Origin of the sequence: Streptomyces sp. NBRC 110035 (genome assembly GCF_000829695.1) — a bacterium.
Taxonomy (GTDB): domain Bacteria; phylum Actinomycetota; class Actinomycetes; order Streptomycetales; family Streptomycetaceae; genus Streptomyces.
In genome coordinates, this window is the sequence record NZ_BBNN01000016.1 from 228,107 (window position 1) to 244,989 (window position 16,883).

Sequence of the window (16,883 nt, forward strand, 5' to 3'; positions counted from 1 at the left end):
TCCGACGCGGTCGTCCCGTCGGTGGTTCCCGGTGCCCTACTGCCGGTAGCCGCTCAGGAAGCGGCCGATGCGGCCGATCGCGGCCTCCAGGTCGTCCGCGTGGGGGAGGGTCAGGATGCGGAAGTGGTCGGGGGTGGGCCAGTTGAAGCCGGTGCCCTGGACCACCTGGATCTTCTCCCGCAGGAGCAGGTCGAGGACGAACTTCTCGTCGTCGTGGATCCTGTGCACCGCCGGGTCGACGCGCGGGAAGGCGTACAGGGCGCCCTTGGGCTTGACGCAGCTCACGCCGGGGATGTCGTTGAGCATGCGCCAGGCCACCTCCCGCTGTTCGTGCAGGCGGCCCCCCGGGGCGGTCAGCCCGCTGATGGACTGGCGGCCGCCGAGCGCGGCCTGGATGGCGTACTGGGCGGGCGTGTTGGCGCACAGGCGCATGGAGGCCAGCATCGTCAGGCCCTCCAGGTAGTTCCTCGCGTGCTGCTTCGGGCCGGTGACCACCAGCCAGCCGGAGCGGAAGCCCGCCACGCGGTACGTCTTCGACAGCCCGCAGAAGGTCAGGACGACCAGGTCGGGGGCGAGGGCGGCGGCCGAGTGGTGCACGGCGTCGTCGTAGAGGATCTGGTCGTAGATCTCGTCGGCGAGCACCATCAGGCCGTGCCGGCGGGCCAGATCGAGGATGCCCTCGACGATCTCCTTCGGATAGACCGCGCCCGTCGGGTTGTTGGGGTTGATGATGACCACGGCCTTCGTACGGTTCGTGATCTTCGACGCCATGTCGTCCAGGTCCGGGTACCAGTCGGCCTGCTCGTCGCACAGGTAGTGGACGGCCTTGCCGCCCGCGAGGGTGGTCACCGCCGTCCAGAGGGGGAAGTCGGGCGCGGGGATGAGGACTTCGTCGCCGTCCTCCAGCAGCGCCGTGACGGCCATCGACACCAGCTCGGAGACGCCGTTGCCGAGGAAGACGTCGTCGACGTCGACCTCCACGCCCAGGGTCTGGTAGCGCTGGACCACCGCGCGGCGGGCGGAGAGGACGCCCCGCGAGTCGGTGTAGCCGTGCGCCTGCGGCAGCATCCTGATCATGTCCTGGAGGATCTCCTCCGGCGCCTCGAAGCCGAACAGGGCCGGATTCCCGGTGTTCAGGCGCAGCACGCTGTGCCCCGCCTCCTCCAGCGCGTTCGCGTGTTCGATGACCGGGCCGCGGATCTCGTAACAGACCTCGCTGAGCTTGCTCGACTGCCGGAACTCCATGCGCCGCTTCCCCTCGGGTATCCCGTGCTTCCTGCTTGGTTTTACCAAGTGACCGCTTGGAAAGTCCAACAACTTGTCTACACTGCGTCGCATGTCACCTCGCCGAAGCTACGACCAGTACTGTTCCGCCGCCCGCGCGCTCGACGCCGTCGGCGACCGCTGGACCCTGCTGATCGTCCGCGAGCTCCTCGCCGGCCCGCGGCGCTACACCGACCTGCACGCGGACCTTCCCGGCGTCAGCACGGACGTACTGGCCTCGCGACTGAAGGACATGGAGCGCGACGGGCTGGCCACCCGGCGGCGGCTGCCCCCGCCCGGTGCGGCCTACGTGTACGAACTCACGAGCCGTGGAAGCGGGTTGCTGCCCGTGCTGCACGCGCTCGGCGCGTGGGGGCAGGCGGCGCTGGGGGAGCGGCGGCCCACCGACGCGGTACGGGCGCACTGGTTCGCGCTGCCCCTGCTGCGTGCCCTGGAAGGAGTGGGCGCCGGTGAGGGCACGGGCGAGGGGGAGGGCGGCCTGGTCGAAGTCCGCCTGGAGGAAGGGCGGTTCCACCTGCGGGTCGGCGCCGGGAACGAGGCGGTTCACGGGAGCGGACCGGTCCACGGGAACGGGTCGGTCTACGGTGACGGACCCGCTCCCGGCGTGCCGGACGTCACCCTGGTCCTCGACACCGGCACCTGTACGGCGATCAGCCGCGGCGAGTCGACCGTCGCCGAGGCCGTACGGGACGGACGGGTGGCGGTGAGCGGCGACGGCACGCTGGCCAAGGCGCTCAGGGAGGCGTGACGGGAAGCGGGACGGCGAGAACGGCCGTCGAAGGGGAGGAGGCCCGCACGGGGCGGGCCTCCTGAGGGCACATCACCCGCGTGGTTTCACGCGCCCGGCGGTACCCGGGACGGCCGTCCCGTACCCCGGGTCAGCCGGTGGCCGGCGACTCCGGCCAGGGCGGCCAGCGCACCGCCCACCGCGGTCCATACCCACCGGTCGGACCACCAGCCGGAGGTCCAGCCGTCCTCGGGCTCGAGGTCGGCCAGCACGGCGGTCGGCGAGTCGTCCCCGTCGCCCTCCTCGCCGTCGTCGGTCTCGTTCCGCAGTGCGACACCCGGCACCAGCGGCTCCGCGAGCGAGCCGTCGACCGCCGCCGCGCCACCCATCTCCTTGGAGCCGGCACGGACTTCGGCGTCCACCGGCTGGCCCAGGTCGGACGCCGCGAGGTTCACCGCCGTGAGCCGGACGTAGTACGTGCCCGGCAGCGGGTCGTCGGCCCACGGCTCCGCCCAGGCGCGGACCGTGCGCAGCACGCACTTCAGCTCCACGGAGGCCGCGTCGGCCGCCGCGGTGCGGGTCTGGGCGCCGTACTGGCAGGCCTGCCGGCGGCGCAGGCCGTCGTACACGTCGACCCGCCAGGTCCCGGCGGCGTGCGTCTCGGGCAGCTTCACCGTCGCGTCGACGGTGGGACGTTGCCCCGCGTCCGCCGGGAACGACCAGTACAGGTAGTCGCCGACGGAGGCACGCGCCGTGGCGGTCTGCCCCTGCTCGAACTCCGTCGCGGTACGGAACGAGGTGCCCGCACGGGTCGGCCCGGCGGCGTCCTCGGACGCGCTGGGTGAGGGGGTGGAGTCGGCTGCCGCGGGGGCCACGGCAGCGGCGGCGAGTCCGGACGCCAGCAGAGCGGCGCCCAACAAGCGGGTGAAGCGGGTGATGCGCATCAGCTGGTCCTCCAGACCGCGAGCCGCCAGCGTGACAGCCGGCCCCAGACGAGACCGGCGAGGAAGCCCGTGAGGACCAGTGCGCCGAGCAGCCACCAGCCCCGGCCCAGGCCGAAGGAGGCCACGTCGCTCGACCCGCTCGGGCCGTCGACGACGTCGATGGTCAGTTCCAGCGGCAGGCCGGGCGTGGTCTTCACGCCGGAGCCCGGCGAGAACGAGTGGGTCACCGCCAGGCACACCGTCTCGGCGGCGGGTTTGCCCTCGTCGTCACCACCGTCGTCGTCCCGTTCGGGCTTCGGGTAGCGCAGGCCGGCGGACAGGACGTCCGTGCGGCCGTTGCCCGTGGCCTCGCCGCGGACGATCTCCCGGCTGTGCACCGTGACGGCCCGCAGCAGCACGCCGTAGTCGGGGTTCACCGCCCGGTCGGCCGCCACGCTCACCGAGGCGCGCAGTTCCTGGCCCGGCAGTACGTCCACGCGGTACCAGCGCTGCTGCCCGAACTCCTCACGGTCCGTGAACAGCCCGGACTCCAGCGTCGGCGCCTTCGCGCACGAGGCGCCGCCCTCGGTCGCGACCGGTGTCACCACCGGCTCGGCCGCGCGGTCCACCAGCTCGTTCACACGGTCGGCGAGTTCGTCCTGGTGCTCGACCGAGGTGTAGGTGCCGCCGGTCGCCTCGGCGATGCAGCTGAGCTGCCGGCTCAGTTCGGCGTTCGGCACCAGGCCCAGCGTGTCGATGGTCAGGCCGATCCCCTTGGCCGCGATCTCCCGGGCGACCTCGCACGGGTCGAGCGGGGCGCAGGTGTCCTCACCGTCGCTGATCAGCACGATGCGCCGGGAACCGTCGCCGCCCTTGAAGTCGCCGGCCGCCTCCAGCAGGGCGGGGCCGATCGGGGTCCAGCCGGTCGGGCTCAGCGTGGCCACCGCCGTCTTGGCCTCGGTGCGGTCCAGCGGGCCGACCGGATAGAGCTGCGCGGTGTCCTTGCAGCCCTCCTTCCTGTCGTCGCCGGGGTAGTCGGCACCGAGGGTGCGGATCCCCAGCTCGACCTCCTCCGGCGTCGCGTCCAGCACCTCGTTGAACGCCTGCTTCGCCGCGGCCATCCGGGACTGCCCGTCGATGTCCCGGGTCCGCATCGAGCCGCTCACGTCGAGAACGAGGTCGACCTGGGGAGCGTCCCGGCCCGTGGGTTCACCGGCGGCCGCCGTGGACGGGAAGGCGAGCCCCGCCGACAGAGCGGCGAGCAGGACACCGACGCCTGCGGCCGGCCATTTTCTTCTGATCATCGGCGGATCCTATTGATCAGGGACGCCGTGTTTCAAAGCGGGGCTCCGGGGCCGGCCCTGCACGGCCTCGCCCTGAAGGGGATCGAGCAGTGGACTGGGCAGTTGTGCCCAGTCGTCCCCGGTCGTCCCCGGCGAAAGCCGCATCAGCGTCAGCGCCTTGGCGGGCAGCGGTTCGCCGCACAGTGCCGCGAGGTCCGGGGTGCGCGGCAGATCCCGTACGGCACTCTCCAACGCAGCGCGCAACGCCGGGCCGGAGCCGGTCGTGCCGGCCAGCGCGCCCGCCACCAGCGAACCGAACAGCTTGCGCCGCAGAGCCCGTTCGTCGTCCGTCACCATGCGGGCGGGCAGCCCGGGCGCGCGGACGCCGTGGCGGGCGAGTCGCGCGGGGCTGATCCGCAGATCGGCCAGATCGCGGTAGACCAGCCGCACCGGCTCCCCGTCCGACGCCAGCACCACCAGCAGGTTCTGGCCGTGGGCCTCCAACGCAACGCCCACATCGAGGAGTTGCAGCCCGACCGTCAGGGCGAGCCGCGCGAACCGGGCCGTCCAGCCCGGGGAGCGGGGCAGTCCGGTCGCCGCCAGGGCCGCCACCGGCACCACCCGCTCCCCGGCCGCCGCGTACTCCTGCGGCGACTCGCGCACCACGGCCGCCAGATCGGGGGAACCGGCCGCCGCGGCCCCCAGGGTGCGGGTGATGTGCAACAGCCCGCCGGTCCGCGCCGCCACCGACTCCCCGAACTCCGACAGCACCGCGGACGCGGCGACCGAACCGAGCGAGATGTCCCGCACCGACGACGTCAGCCGCGCGCTCAACGCCGTCTTCACATGCGGCCCGTCGGGCAGTGCGAGCGTGCGCAGCGCCATCAGCGGACGCGCCGCCATCCGCTCCGCGGGCTCCCGCTCGAGCACATGCGCCGCCTGCCAGGGATGCACCGGGATCACCACCCGCCCTCCGTCCCGCAGCCACCGGGGCCAACTCCCCGTCACCAGACAGTCCCCGGCCGGCACCGCAACCAGCCCCAACTCCACGAGAGGCCGGTGCTCGGGCCCGTACGCCAGCTGCTCGGCCACCGAAAAACCTGGGCGGGAACGGCAGTTGGGATGAAACGGATGACCGTCGACCACCCGCTGCTCCCACTCCCAGTCGGACCTCCCGCCCCAGGCACCCACGCCCTCCCCGTCCTCCTCCGAAGACCCCGCCCGGGACAGCGCCAACGAAGCCACACTGTGAGCGAGTTCGGCGGCGAAGGCGGCCGAACGCGGCACGGCGAGCTCCCCCGTCAACCGCGCGGGATCGTCGTACGCCACCCCGTCCAGCCGTACGACGGTGACGTACGCGGCGGTCGCATACGGGTCCGGGCGCGGGCCGCGCAGCCGACGGCCGTCCGCCAGCCGCAGGGTGAGCCCGTCACCGTCCGGCTCCCGGCGCACGACCCACGGCAGCGGGTCGTGCGCGAGGCCGCGCCACAACCGGGTCAGCACGGCCGCGCGGGCCCCTGGCAGCGCCGCCGCGTACCGGGGTACCAGCGCGGGCCGTACGACGGCCAACTCGTCGGCGGTTTCGGTCTCGACGGCGAAGGGACGGTGCACAGGCGGGCTCCTCGGGTACGAAAGGCGTTGCGGAACGAACCGGCCGGTCCGTGACGGACGTGCGGAGATACTGATCGCCTCCGTCCGGACCGACCGTAGGGAAACAGTGGAACGCGTGGACCTCATGCCCCCACCCGCAGACGACGACGCGGCACCCCGCGCCCACGAAACCGGCCGGCCGGCCGCCCGCGCCGACGCGTACGCCGCCGCCCCGCTCCTGAACTGCCTCCTGCGCGAGGTCGCACAACCGCTGCCGGACGGCGAGGACGAGGACAGGGACGAGGACACGGACCGGGGCCGGGGCCGAGAGCCGGGCGCCCCCCGGACACACCGCCTGCCGGGCACCCCCCGGACGTACCGTCTGCCGGGCACCCACCGCCTGCTGCGCGTCCACGGCACCCGCCGCAGCCCCACCGCCCCCGAGGTCCGCGCGCAGGACGGCACCTGGCACCGCCTCGGCCATCCGGAACTGGTCGACCTGGTCGCCGAGGAGCTGCGCCGGCACACCGGCGTGCCCAACCGGGAACTGGCGGCCGAGATGACCGACAGCCGCGACACGGTGGCCGCGCTGCTCACCGCACGGGCAGGCGCCGTCCCGCCCGCCGACCCCTACCTGCGCTCCGAGCAGTCCCTGCTCACCGGCCACACCCACCACCCCGCCCCCAAGGCCCGCGGCGCGGGCCCCGCGGCGAGCTGGCTGCCGTACGCACCGGAGGCGTACGCGCGTTTCCCGCTGACGCTGCTCGGCGTGCGTGAGGACACGGTCGTGGAGGAGGGCGACACGACGTCCCTGGACCACCTGGGCACCGCCCCGCCCGGCTACCGCCTCCTGCCCGCCCACCCCTGGCAACTGGAGCTGACGGCCGGGAGCCTGGCCCCCGCGTTCGCCGACGGCCGCCTGATCCGGCTGGGCACGACCGCGTTCCCGGTATGGCCCACCGCCGCGATCCGCACCGTGTACGCGCCCGCGCGGGACCTGTTCCTGAAGTTCAGCCTGGACGTGCGCATCACCAACGACGTCCGCCGTCTGTGGCGCCACGACCTGCTGAGGCTGAGCAGGACCGACCGGGCCACGAGCGAGGCCTTCGCCGCCTCGGCCACGGCCGACGCCCCCGCGGCCTGGCTCAGCGACCGCGGCTACCGCACCGCGGACTTCGCCTTCGAGGAACTGGCCGTACTGGTCCGCGACGGTCTGCACGCCCACCTGCTCCCCGGCACGACCCCGCACCTGGCCGCAGCCCTGCCGGAGGACTACGCGGGCAACCCGCTGGCCACCACCCCCACCCCCGCCGCCTGGTGGAAGGCCTACCTGGCCCAGGTCGTCCCCCCGGTGCTGCGGGCCTTCGCCCGGCACGGCGTCGTGGTCGAGGCCCACCTGCAGAACACCCTGATCGCCGTCGGCACCGACGGCATGCCCGTACAGGCCCTGTACCGGGACGCGGAAGGCGTGAAACTGCTCCCGGAGGTGACGAGGGAAGCGGGCTGGGAGCGCCTCGTCTACTGCCTGATCGTCAACCACCTGACGGACATCGCGTCCGCCCTGACCGAACACCACCCGGGCCTCGCCCCGTGGCCCGCGGCCCGCCGGGAACTCTCCCGCCACCTACTCCCGGAGACCCGGGCCCTCCTCACCGCCCCCACCCTCCCCGCCAAAACCAACCTCCTGCTGCGCTGGACCCACGCCGACGGAGCCTCGGCCCGCTACGTGCCGGTCCCCAACCCCCTGGCGGAGCCGTAGGCGCCGGCGGTTCGTACGCCGGCGCAAGGGGTCCTTTCCCTGCGCCCGACCGGACGCGCATGCCGCGAAGCCACAGGACGAGGCCGCGTTCCTGGAGCAACTGGCCGCCGAACGCCGGGTGGTCGTCCGCCTGAAGGCGGAGCGGCTGTACGGGACGGCGCTCGACATCACCGGACAGGCGGACGGGCCGGGGAAACCGGCCCTCGCGCCGCGTCGGCGGTACGGCCGACGAGCAGGCCGTCCCCGAGCTGTTCCGGGCCGAGGGCTCCGAGACCAAAAGCGGAAAATCTGAACGATCTGCATCCAGCAGGACGGTTACCGTCGAAAAGCGGACATGAAGCTGCAAGACGAACTTCCAGTCGACCACCACCTGGCGACCGTCTACCGCTACGGTGCCGCCTTCTGCGGCCTCGTCCTGCTCGCCTTCGCCGGGCTCGGCTTCGCCGACGCGCTCAGTCCCTTCAGCACGTCGGGAAACACGATCGCCGGCATGACCAGCAACGTCGCGCTCAGTGTCATCTCCACCGTGGTGGGGCTGGCGCTGCTCGTCGGCGCCGCCATCGGCGGCAACTTCGCCTCCACCCTCAACATGACGGTGGGCGGGCTGTTCGTGCTGAGCGGCTTCGCCCACACCTTCGTGCTGGGCCGCCCCGCCAACATCCTGGACTTCGGCATGAGCAACGTGATCTTCAGCTACGTCATGGGGCTGCTCATCGCGACGTTCGGCATGTACGGCCGGGTCTCCAGCAAGCTGTCCCACGACAACCCCTACTGGCAGCGCAGGCACTCCGACCGGGCGGCCCGGGAGGCGCAGGCTGCCGCACCGCGGGACGCGGGGCAGCAGTCACTGCCCCGGGCCGGGAGCCGGGACCCCCGGGGCGGACGCACCTCGCTCCGGTGACGCCGTGGACGAGCCGGCGCGGGGCGCGTGCCTCGCCGAGGGGGTGCCGTCGCCCCTGCGGGGGGCAGGCGGCACCACGGCGGTTCGGGGCCGGTTACCTGGCCCCGTCGAGGGCGGCGAGCGCCTGCGCCCAGCGGACGTACTTCAGCTCGGCGAGGTCCGCCACGGTCTTCACCCCGAACGCCTCCTGGAGCAGCTCGCCGTCACGGTCGGAGACCCCCTTCAGCGCGGCCACCGGGGCGGTCATGATCTCGGGCAGGCTCTTGTCCGCCCATGCCTTGTCCAGCACCTTGTCCAGGTCGATCGAAGCCATGTGTGACATCCTCCAGAACGTGGGATCCGCTGTACGCGCGGAACTTCTACAAACATGTAGAACCATAGGGCGGGTCTGTGCGGGAAAGGGCCTGCTCCGGGCGGGCGTGCCAAGAAAGGCCGAAACCGGGCTCTTGGGCTGGCCGACTTCGTGCCCCGGCCGCCTGCCGTCGTCCCTCGGCGCCGCTCGGTGTCCCGCCCGCGGGCCGGGGAAGGCGCCGGGCGGCTTTTTTGCACCTCCTTTACAGTGGAGTGAGAGGCGGACAAGCCTGCTTCCGGCCACCGTCGTCACGGGTGGTCCGCGCGCTGTGAGAAGGAGCGGCGTTCCCCTGATGGGTGAGCCCCCTGGCACCGCCCGTGCCCTGCCCCGTCCGCCGTCCGTGAGCGCGGCACCGGGGGAGGCGCGATGACCGAGGTCCTGTTGCTTCTGCTGGCCCTCCTGCTGACCCTGGCCTGCGCGGTGTTCGTCGCGGCCGAGTTCTCCCTGACCACAGTCGAGCGGAGCGATCTGGAACGCGCCGGTGAGGCCGGCGAGCGCGGCGCGGAGGGCGCGCTGAAGGCCGTACGCAGCCTGACCCTCCAGCTGTCGGGCGCCCAGCTCGGCATCACCGTGACCTCCCTGGTGATCGGCATGCTCGCCGAGCCTTCGCTCGCGGCGCTGCTGCGCGGTCCGCTCCGGGAGATCGGTCTGGGCGCCGCCGCCTCGCCGGTGGCGACCGTGCTCGGCGTGGGGGTGTCCACCGTCGTGCTGATGGTCGTCGGCGAGCTGGTGCCCAAGAACTGGGCGATCTCCCGGCCGCTGGCGGTCGCCAAGGTGGTGGCCGGACCGCAGCGCGGCTTCACCGCCGCGTTCGGTCCGTTCATCCGGCACCTGAACAGCACCGCGAACCGTGTCGTACGCCGCATCGGGATGGAGCCCACCGAGGAGCTGGCCTCCGCCCGCAGCTCCGAGGAACTGGTCGCGCTCGCCCGGCATTCGGCCGCCGAGGGGGCACTGGAGGAGGACGCGGCCGAGCTGTTCGTCCGTACGCTCCACCTGAGTGAGCTGACCGCGGAGAACGTGATGACACCGCGCGTCGACGTCAAGGCACTGGAGGTGCACGCCACGGCCGCGGACGCCGCCAACCTCACCCACGCCACCGGTCTCTCCCGCTTCCCCGTCTACCGCAACAGCCTGGACGAGGTCGTCGGCACCGTCCACATCCGCGACGTCCTCGCCCTGGAACCGGAGCGGCGCGCCGTCACGCCGGTCACCGAGCTGGCCACCGCGCCCCTGCTGGTGCCCGACAGCCTCACGGCCGACCGGCTGCTGGAACGGCTCCGGGTGACCCGCACCATGGCCGTGGTCATCGACGAGTACGGCGGTACGGCGGGCGTGGCGACGGTCGAGGACATCGTCGAGGAGGTCGTGGGCGAGGTACGCGACGAGCACGACCCCTTCGAGACACCCGACCTGGTGCCCGCGCCCGCCACCGGGGACGGCCGTGCGGTGTGGGAGGCGGACGGCAGCGTACGCATCGACCAGCTGGCCGGCATAGGGCTCACCCCGCCCGAGGGTCCCTACGAGACCGTGGCCGGGCTGATCGCCACCCGCCTGGCCCGTATCCCCGCCGAGGGCGACGCCCTCGACCTCGACGGCTGGCGGCTGGACGTCCTGGAGCTGGAGCACCACCGCGCCGACCGGGTCCGCATCACCCAACCGGTCCGCGTCCCGGCGCGGCCGCGGGAGGAGTCCCGATGACCGCCCTCCAGCTCGCCATCGGCGTCCTGATGGTGCTGGTCAACGCCTTCTTCGTCGGCGCCGAGTTCGCCCTGATCTCGGTGCGCCGCAGTCAGATCGAGCCCCGCGCCCACGCGGGCAACAAACGGGCGCGGATGACCCTGTGGGGTCTGGAACACCTGTCCCCGATGATGGCCACCGCCCAGCTCGGCATCACCGCGTCCTCGCTGGTACTGGGCGCGGTCGCCGAACCGGCCATCGCGCACCTGCTCGAGCCCGGCTTCGAGGCGGCCCGCATACCGGACGGCCTGGTGCACCCGATCGCGTTCGTCATCGCGCTCGGCCTGGCGACGTACCTGCACATGCTGATCGGCGAGATGGTCCCGAAGAACATCGCGCTGGCCGCCCCGGCCGCCACCGCGCTGCTGCTGGGGCCGCCGCTGGTGGCCCTCACCCGGGCGCTCAAGCCGGTCGTCTTCGGCATCAACGCCTTCGCCAACGTCCTGCTGAAACTGCTGCGCGTCGAACCGAAGGACGAGGTCGCGTCCGTCTTCACCGACGACCAGCTGGCCCGCATGGTCGTCGACTCCAGCGAGGCCGGCCTGCTCTCACCCGCCGACGGCGAACGGCTGCGCGACGCGCTGGAGCTGGGCACCCGGCCGGTGGGCGAGATCCTCGTCCCGGCCCGGCGGATGCACACCGTCGAGCACACCATCACCCCGGCGCGGCTGGAGCGGGTGGCGGCGGAGGCGGGCTACTCCCGGTTCCCGGTCACGGGCCAGGACGGCGGTCTCCTGGGGTACCTGCACATCAAGGACACCCTCGGCCCCACCGACCGCGACCGGCCCTTCCCGCGCGGTGCGTTCCACCCGGTCACCCGGGTCCGCATCGACACACCGCTGGACGACACCCTCACCGCCCTGCGCGCCGACGGCAGTCACCTCGCCGCCGTCCTCGGCGAGGGCGACAAGGTGATCGGCGTCGTCACGATGGAGGACGTCCTGTCGGAGCTGGTCGGACCGGCGGCTCCGGCCGCCCCGTGACCCCGCCCCGCCCCGGCCCGGTCGCCGGACGTGACGCTCGGTTACCATGCTCACTTCCTACCGAAGGCACCAGGACCGATGCTGGCCGAGCGCCGGGAGTTTTCCATGGATCATGAGGCTGTCGGGTCGAGCGGCCCGGGAACACGATGAGGAAGGTGACCGCGACCCGCTACATCGCCCCCCTGCACTCCGGCGGCTCCGTCCCCGGCATCGTCGAGGCCGACGACTGCGGGACGTACGTCGTGAAGTTCACGGGGTCCGCGCAGGGGCGCAAGGCGCTGGTGGCCGAGGTGATCGTCGGGGAGCTGGCACGTGCGCTGGGACTGCGGTTCCCGGAGCTGGTGCTGGTGGACTTCGATCCGGTGATCGCCGGCAGCGAGCCGCACCAGGAGGTGCGGGAGCTGCACGAGGCCAGTGCCGGGACCAACCTCGGCATGGACTACCTGCCGGGGGCGCGGGACTTCACCCCCGAGGTCGCCGAGGCGTTTCCCGTCGACCCGGTGGAGGCCGGGCGGATCGTCTGGCTCGACGCCCTCACGGTGAACGTGGACCGGACCGTGCACTCCTCCAACCTGATGGTCTGGCCGACGCTCGGCGTCGCGGAGCCCCGGCTGTGGCTCATCGACCACGGGGCCGCGCTCGTCTTCCATCACCGCTGGGACGCCTCCGACCCGGCGAAGGCGTACGACTTCCGCCACCATGCCCTCGGCGGCCACGGGCCCGACGTCCGCGCCGCCGACGCCGAGCTCGCACCCCGGGTGACCGAGGAACTGCTGCGTTCCCTCACGGCCGGGGTCCCTGACGCCTGGCTCGCCGGTGACCCCGACTTCGCGACGCCCGGCGCGGCCCGCGAGGCGTACGTGAGGTATCTGGGGGCGCGGGTACGGGCCTCGGCGGCCTGGCTGCCGACCGACTTTCCCGGTGCGGAGGAACTGGCCGCGGAGAACGCCCGCCGTGCCGCCCGCTCCCGGCAGGGACGCCCGGCCTGGCTCAAGAACGTTCCCGATCTGCACGGCAGGCCCGCGGCGGAGCAGGACCGGTCGGCGCACCTGGGGTGACCGAGGGCCCGGGGCACGCCCCGCTGCGGCGGGGCGTGCCCCGGGCCCTCGGTCACCGGGCGGGTGCCGTACGTGTCAGCCCTTGAGGTGCTCGTAGGCCGGCAGGGTGAGGAAGTCGGCGTAGTCCTCGTCCAGGGCGACCGTCAGCAGCAGGTCGTGGGCCTGCTGCCAGTGGCCCGCCGCGAAGGCCTCCTCGCCCAGCTCTGCGCGGATGTCCGACAGCTCTGCGGCCGCGACCCCGCGGACCAGCTCCGCGGTGACCGGCTCGCCGTTGTCGAGGACGACACCGGCGTTGATCCACTGCCAGATCTGCGACCGGGAGATCTCGGCGGTGGCCGCGTCCTCCATCAGGTTGAAGATGGCCACCGCGCCGAGGCCGCGCAGCCATGCCTCGATGTAACGGACGCCCACCTGCACGGCGTTGACCAGACCCGCGTACGTCGGCGTCGCCTCCAGGGAATCGATCGCGATCAGGTCGGCGGCCCTGACGTCGACGTCCTCGCGCAGCCGGTCCTTCTGGTTCGGCCGGTCGCCGAGCACCCGGTCGAAGGACTCCAGGGCGATCGGGACCAGGTCCGGGTGGGCGACCCAGGAGCCGTCGAACCCGTCGTTCGCCTCACGGTCCTTGTCGGCGCGCACCTTCTCGAACGCGACCTTGTTGACCTCCGGATCCCGGCGGGACGGGATGAAGGCCGCCATGCCGCCGATCGCGTGTGCGCCCCGCCTGTGGCAGGTGCGCACGAGGAGTTCGGTGTACGCCCGCATGAACGGTGCCGTCATGGTGACCGCGTTGCGGTCCGGCAGGACGAACCTCGCGCCGCCGTCACGGAAGTTCTTGACGATGGAGAACAGGTAGTCCCAGCGCCCGGCGTTCAGCCCGGAGGCGTGGTCGCGCAGTTCGTAGAGGATCTCCTCCATCTCGTACGCGGCCGTGATCGTCTCGATGAGGACGGTGGCGCGCACGGTGCCCCGGGGGATGCCCGCACAGTCCTGTGCGAAGACGAACACGTCGTTCCACAGGCGGGCTTCGAGGTGGGACTCCGTCTTCGGGAGGTAGAAGTACGGGCCCTTGCCGAGGTCGATCAGACGCCGGGCGTTGTGGAAGAAGTACAGCCCGAAGTCGACCAGGGCACCGGGCACCCGGGTGCCGTCGATGTCGGTGAGGTGGCGCTCGTCCAGGTGCCAGCCGCGCGGGCGCATGACGACCGTCGCCAGTTCCCCGTCCGGGCGCAGGGCGTAGGACCTGCCGGACGACGCGTCGGTGAAGTCGATGGTCCGGGCGTAGGCGTCGATCAGGTTGAGCTGGCCGAGGACCACGTTCTCCCAGGTGGGCGCGGAGGCGTCCTCGAAGTCCGCGAGCCACACCTTCGCGCCCGAGTTGAGGGCGTTGACGGTCATCCTGCGGTCGGTGGGGCCGGTGATCTCGACCCGGCGGTCGTTCAGGGCCTCGGGGGCCGGAGCCACCTTCCAGGAGTCGTCCGCGCGGACGGCGGCCGTCCCGGGGAGGAAGTCGAGCGTGCCCGTACGGGCGATCTCGGCACGGCGCTCCGTGCGGCGGGCGAGGAGTTCGTCCCGCCGAGGCGTGAACCGCCGGTGCAGCTCGGCCACGAAGGCGAGGGCCGCCTCGGTGAGGACCTCCTCCTGCCGGGGCAGGGGCTCGGCGTCGACGACGGCCGGCGGGTGCGGCGCTGGTGCGGACATCAGCTGTCACTTCCTTCGGCGGGCAGGCACCGGGCGCCGGTCGGCCCGGGTGCGGCGGGGAGCGCCCGGGGGAGGGGCGGGGCCGAAGGGCGCTCCGACGTGCGGACAGGGTGATGGATATTAGTTTCCTTATCGTGGAACTTCAATGGTTTGCCGATGCCGGGGCGCCCCGGGCCGGGCAGGTGGCAGCCGCTCACTCGAGGTGACCCAGATCCCCCTCCGTGTCGATGTCGTAGGCCTCGGCCACGTCCCCGCACTCGACGAGGGAGATCGCGTCCGCGTGCTCCTTCAGGTAGGCGCGTGCCCCCCGGTCGCCGGTCGCGGCCGCGGCCACGCCGGCCCAGTGCGCGGCCCCGAACAGGACGGGGTGGCCGCGCACGCCGGCATAGGCCGCCGAGAGCAGGGCGGCGTCCTGGAGGGGAGCGTCGCGTGCCTCCCGTGCCGCGTGCGCGGCGAGTACCCGCGCGACCGCCTGCGGACCGATGCCGGGCTGGTCGACCAGCAGGACCAGGGCGGCCCGCACCTGCGTACCGGCCAGCGAGGCGAGCCCGGCCCGCAGGGACGAGCCCATGCCCTGCTCCCAGTCCGGGTTGTCGACGAGCACGCAGTCCGCCAGCTCGGCGCGTGCGCGTACCTCGTCCGCCCGTGCGCCGAGCACCACGTGCACGCGCTCGCAGCCGCCCGCGCGCAACGCCCGTACCGCGTGTTCCACCAGTGGCCGTCCCCGGTGCGTCAGCAGCGCCTTGGGGCGGCCGCCCAGCCGCCGGCCGCCCCCCGCCGCGAGCAGCAGCCCCGCCACCTGTCCCGTGGCCCGTCCCGAGTCCGGGCTCGTCCGACGTGTCGTCATGGTTTCTGCATACCTCAACGCCCCGCGGACCACCGCCGGACACCGGAGGGACACGGTGGGTGGCGCGGGGCGGCGCGACGGGTGCAGGGGAGGGGGCGGGGTGGACGGCAGGGAGGAAGAGGGAAGAAGGGGGTGGAAACGGGACGGATGCGGGGAGCGGGGAGGGGGCGCATCCGGCCGGCGGTGTCACGCTGTGGAGCAGGACGATGACGTAGCGGACTGGCGCGGAGGGGGTGGGGTGGCGTTTACTGGCGCGCACCGGGCGACGGGGCGGTGGGGCCGACGGGGAGGCGCACCACCGCGTGCGAGGGGGAGGGCTGGGGTGCGGAGCGTAGAGCAGCGGCATGCGGCCGGCAGTCGAGAGGACGATCCACGGGTGACGGAGCTGCGCTCCGCCGTGGCCCGGCTGCGCCGTCAACTGGCAGCCCATCCGGCGGAGTTCCCCGACCGGGGCATCGCGGAGGACGAACTCGCCGCACTGGACGCCCTCGCGGCCGGCGGCCGTCCCGAGATTCCCCGGTTACGCCGTTCCCTGCTGCTGATCGCCGGCGCGATCGGCTCGGTGAGCGCGCTGGGGCGGGGGCTCGGCGAAGTGCGGGACGCGGTGGATCTGTTCGGGCCGCCACCCCGGGCTTGACGCACGCCTGTGCGCACGCCTCTCGGAAGGGGGCGTGCGCGGGCGCCGTGGTCGCGGTGGGCGACCGGTTCGAGCCGGGCCGGGTCAGACCGCCGGGCCGCCGCCCGGGGTGGTGAGCACCTCGGAGAGTTCCGTCGCCACCTGCTGGAGCACCGGCACGATCCGCTCCGTCGCCGCCTCCGTGACCCGTCCCGCGGGACCGGAGATCGAGAGGGCGGCCGGGGTGGGGGAGTCGGGCACGGAGACGGCGAGGCAGCGCACGCCGATCTCCTGCTCGTTGTCGTCGACGGCGTAGCCCTGGCGGCGCACCTCCTCGAGCGCGGCCAGGAAGCCCTCCGGTGTGGTGATGGTCCTGTCCGTCGCCGCGGGCATCCCGGTACGGGCGAGCAGGGCCCGCACGTCCTGGGGCGGGAAGCCGGCCAGCAGGGCCTTGCCGACGCCGGTGGAGTGCGGCAGGACGCGGCGGCCGACCTCGGTGAACATCCGCATGGAGTGCTTGGACGGCACCTGCGCGACGTACACGACCTCGTCCCCGTCGAGCAGTGCCATGTTGGCCGTCTCGCCGGTCTCCTCCACCAGGCGGGCCAGGTGCGGGCGCGCCCAGGTGCCCAGCAGCCGGGAGGAGGACTCGCCGAGCCGGATCAGGCGCGGGCCGAGCGCGTACCGGCGGTTGGGCTGCTGGCGTACGTAACCGCACGTGACCAGGGTGCGCATCAGGCGGTGGATGGTCGGCAGGGGCAGCCCGCTGCTCGACGACAGTTCGCTGAGGCCGACCTCGCCGCCCGCGTCCGCCATCCGCTCGAGAAGGTCGAAGGCGCGCTCGAGGGACTGCACGCCGCCGCCCGGGGCGGACCGGGCGGAGTCGTGGGTGCGGGCGCTGGACGTCGGCACGGCGCGTTCCTTTCGGGCTGGCGGGAAGGGCCGAAGCCTACCCGGCGGTCGACCGACTGCCTGTCTGCGCGTTCACGCATCCCCCGCATTCACGCATTCCGGTCAACAAAACGTTAATTCCGCTTCATGGGACAGTCCAGAGGTCGACCGTCGGTACCCGTGCGGGCGGTGTGCCCTTGACGGCGTCGAAGCGGGAGTGAACACTCC

At 73.0% G+C, this 16,883-nt stretch carries 15 protein-coding genes and 1 pseudogene; 8 read left to right on the forward strand and 8 right to left on the reverse strand.

Annotation, left to right across the window (positions count from 1 at the left end):
- Window positions 1-36: 36 nt before the first annotated feature.
- Complete coding sequence (locus TU30_RS03545; RefSeq protein WP_042164378.1) at window positions 37-1,245, reverse strand: pyridoxal phosphate-dependent aminotransferase; 1,209 nt, start codon at window positions 1,243-1,245, stop codon at window positions 37-39.
- A 91-nt stretch (window positions 1,246-1,336) separates the two neighbouring features.
- Here TU30_RS03545 and TU30_RS03550 point away from each other — a divergent pair, with 91 nt between their 5' ends.
- Complete coding sequence (locus TU30_RS03550; RefSeq protein ID WP_042164380.1) at window positions 1,337-2,032, forward strand: helix-turn-helix domain-containing protein; 696 nt, start codon at window positions 1,337-1,339, stop codon at window positions 2,030-2,032.
- 86 nt (window positions 2,033-2,118) lie between these two features.
- On the opposite strand, the gene TU30_RS03555 is transcribed toward TU30_RS03550, so the two are convergent.
- The 3 genes from TU30_RS03555 to TU30_RS03565 are packed head-to-tail and all read right to left on the reverse strand — an operon-like array spanning window position 2,119 to window position 5,828.
- Window positions 2,119-2,955: a hypothetical protein gene (locus TU30_RS03555; RefSeq protein ID WP_042164382.1), complete on the reverse strand. Its 837-nt coding sequence runs from the start codon at window positions 2,953-2,955 to the stop codon at window positions 2,119-2,121.
- Complete coding sequence (locus tag TU30_RS03560; protein ID WP_042164384.1) at window positions 2,955-4,238, reverse strand: VWA domain-containing protein; 1,284 nt, start codon at window positions 4,236-4,238, stop codon at window positions 2,955-2,957. Before TU30_RS03560 ends, TU30_RS03555 begins: the two co-directional genes overlap by 1 nt.
- Window positions 4,239-4,247: 9 nt before the next feature.
- Entirely contained in the window at window positions 4,248-5,828 is a 1,581-nt protein-coding gene (locus TU30_RS03565) for an IucA/IucC family protein (protein ID WP_078878086.1), read from the reverse strand.
- A gap of 106 nt (window positions 5,829-5,934) precedes the next feature.
- Here TU30_RS03565 and TU30_RS03570 point away from each other — a divergent pair, with 106 nt between their 5' ends.
- The 3 genes and pseudogenes from TU30_RS03570 to TU30_RS03575 all read left to right on the forward strand — a co-directional run bounded on the left by TU30_RS03570 (window position 5,935) and on the right by TU30_RS03575 (window position 8,467).
- Window positions 5,935-7,566 (forward strand): IucA/IucC family protein, encoded by a 1,632-nt coding sequence (locus TU30_RS03570; protein ID WP_042164385.1) that lies wholly within the window; start codon window positions 5,935-5,937, stop codon window positions 7,564-7,566.
- A 64-nt stretch (window positions 7,567-7,630) separates the two neighbouring features.
- Window positions 7,631-7,741: pseudogene (locus TU30_RS36830) on the forward strand (PPOX class F420-dependent oxidoreductase); the annotation flags it as partial.
- A gap of 159 nt (window positions 7,742-7,900) precedes the next feature.
- Complete coding sequence (locus TU30_RS03575; RefSeq protein WP_042164387.1) at window positions 7,901-8,467, forward strand: DUF4383 domain-containing protein; 567 nt, start codon at window positions 7,901-7,903, stop codon at window positions 8,465-8,467.
- A gap of 94 nt (window positions 8,468-8,561) precedes the next feature.
- Here the strand turns inward: TU30_RS03575 and TU30_RS03580 are convergent, their stop codons facing one another.
- On the reverse strand, window positions 8,562-8,780 hold the full coding sequence (locus TU30_RS03580) for a hypothetical protein (protein WP_042164389.1): 219 nt from the start codon (window positions 8,778-8,780) through the stop codon (window positions 8,562-8,564).
- Between the two features lie 405 nt (window positions 8,781-9,185).
- On the opposite strand from TU30_RS03580, the gene TU30_RS03585 reads away from it, so the two are divergent.
- From TU30_RS03585 to TU30_RS03595, 3 genes are all read left to right on the forward strand, one after another.
- Complete coding sequence (locus TU30_RS03585) at window positions 9,186-10,520, forward strand: hemolysin family protein (protein ID WP_042164390.1); 1,335 nt, start codon at window positions 9,186-9,188, stop codon at window positions 10,518-10,520.
- Window positions 10,517-11,542 carry a hemolysin family protein gene (locus TU30_RS03590; RefSeq protein WP_042164392.1) on the forward strand — a complete coding sequence of 342 codons (1,026 nt, stop codon included), beginning with the start codon at window positions 10,517-10,519 and terminating at the stop codon, window positions 11,540-11,542. Before TU30_RS03585 ends, TU30_RS03590 begins: the two co-directional genes overlap by 4 nt.
- Before the next feature lie 146 nt (window positions 11,543-11,688).
- Entirely contained in the window at window positions 11,689-12,600 is a 912-nt protein-coding gene (locus tag TU30_RS03595) for a HipA family kinase (protein ID WP_042164394.1), read from the forward strand.
- 75 nt (window positions 12,601-12,675) lie between these two features.
- Here TU30_RS03595 and aceB read toward each other — a convergent pair whose 3' ends face one another.
- Window positions 12,676-14,301, reverse strand: coding sequence for a malate synthase A (aceB, locus tag TU30_RS03600; RefSeq protein WP_042164395.1), 1,626 nt, complete (start codon window positions 14,299-14,301; stop codon window positions 12,676-12,678).
- Between the two features lie 193 nt (window positions 14,302-14,494).
- Window positions 14,495-15,148 carry an NTP transferase domain-containing protein gene (locus tag TU30_RS03605; RefSeq protein ID WP_042164397.1) on the reverse strand — a complete coding sequence of 218 codons (654 nt, stop codon included), beginning with the start codon at window positions 15,146-15,148 and terminating at the stop codon, window positions 14,495-14,497.
- Between the two features lie 376 nt (window positions 15,149-15,524).
- Between TU30_RS03605 and TU30_RS03610 the strand changes: the two genes are divergently transcribed.
- Window positions 15,525-15,785 carry a DUF5955 family protein gene (locus TU30_RS03610; RefSeq protein WP_176726139.1) on the forward strand — a complete coding sequence of 87 codons (261 nt, stop codon included), beginning with the start codon at window positions 15,525-15,527 and terminating at the stop codon, window positions 15,783-15,785.
- A gap of 84 nt (window positions 15,786-15,869) precedes the next feature.
- Here the strand turns inward: TU30_RS03610 and TU30_RS03615 are convergent, their stop codons facing one another.
- Complete coding sequence (locus TU30_RS03615; protein WP_042164401.1) at window positions 15,870-16,676, reverse strand: IclR family transcriptional regulator; 807 nt, start codon at window positions 16,674-16,676, stop codon at window positions 15,870-15,872.
- Between the last annotated feature and the right edge of the window lie 207 nt (window positions 16,677-16,883).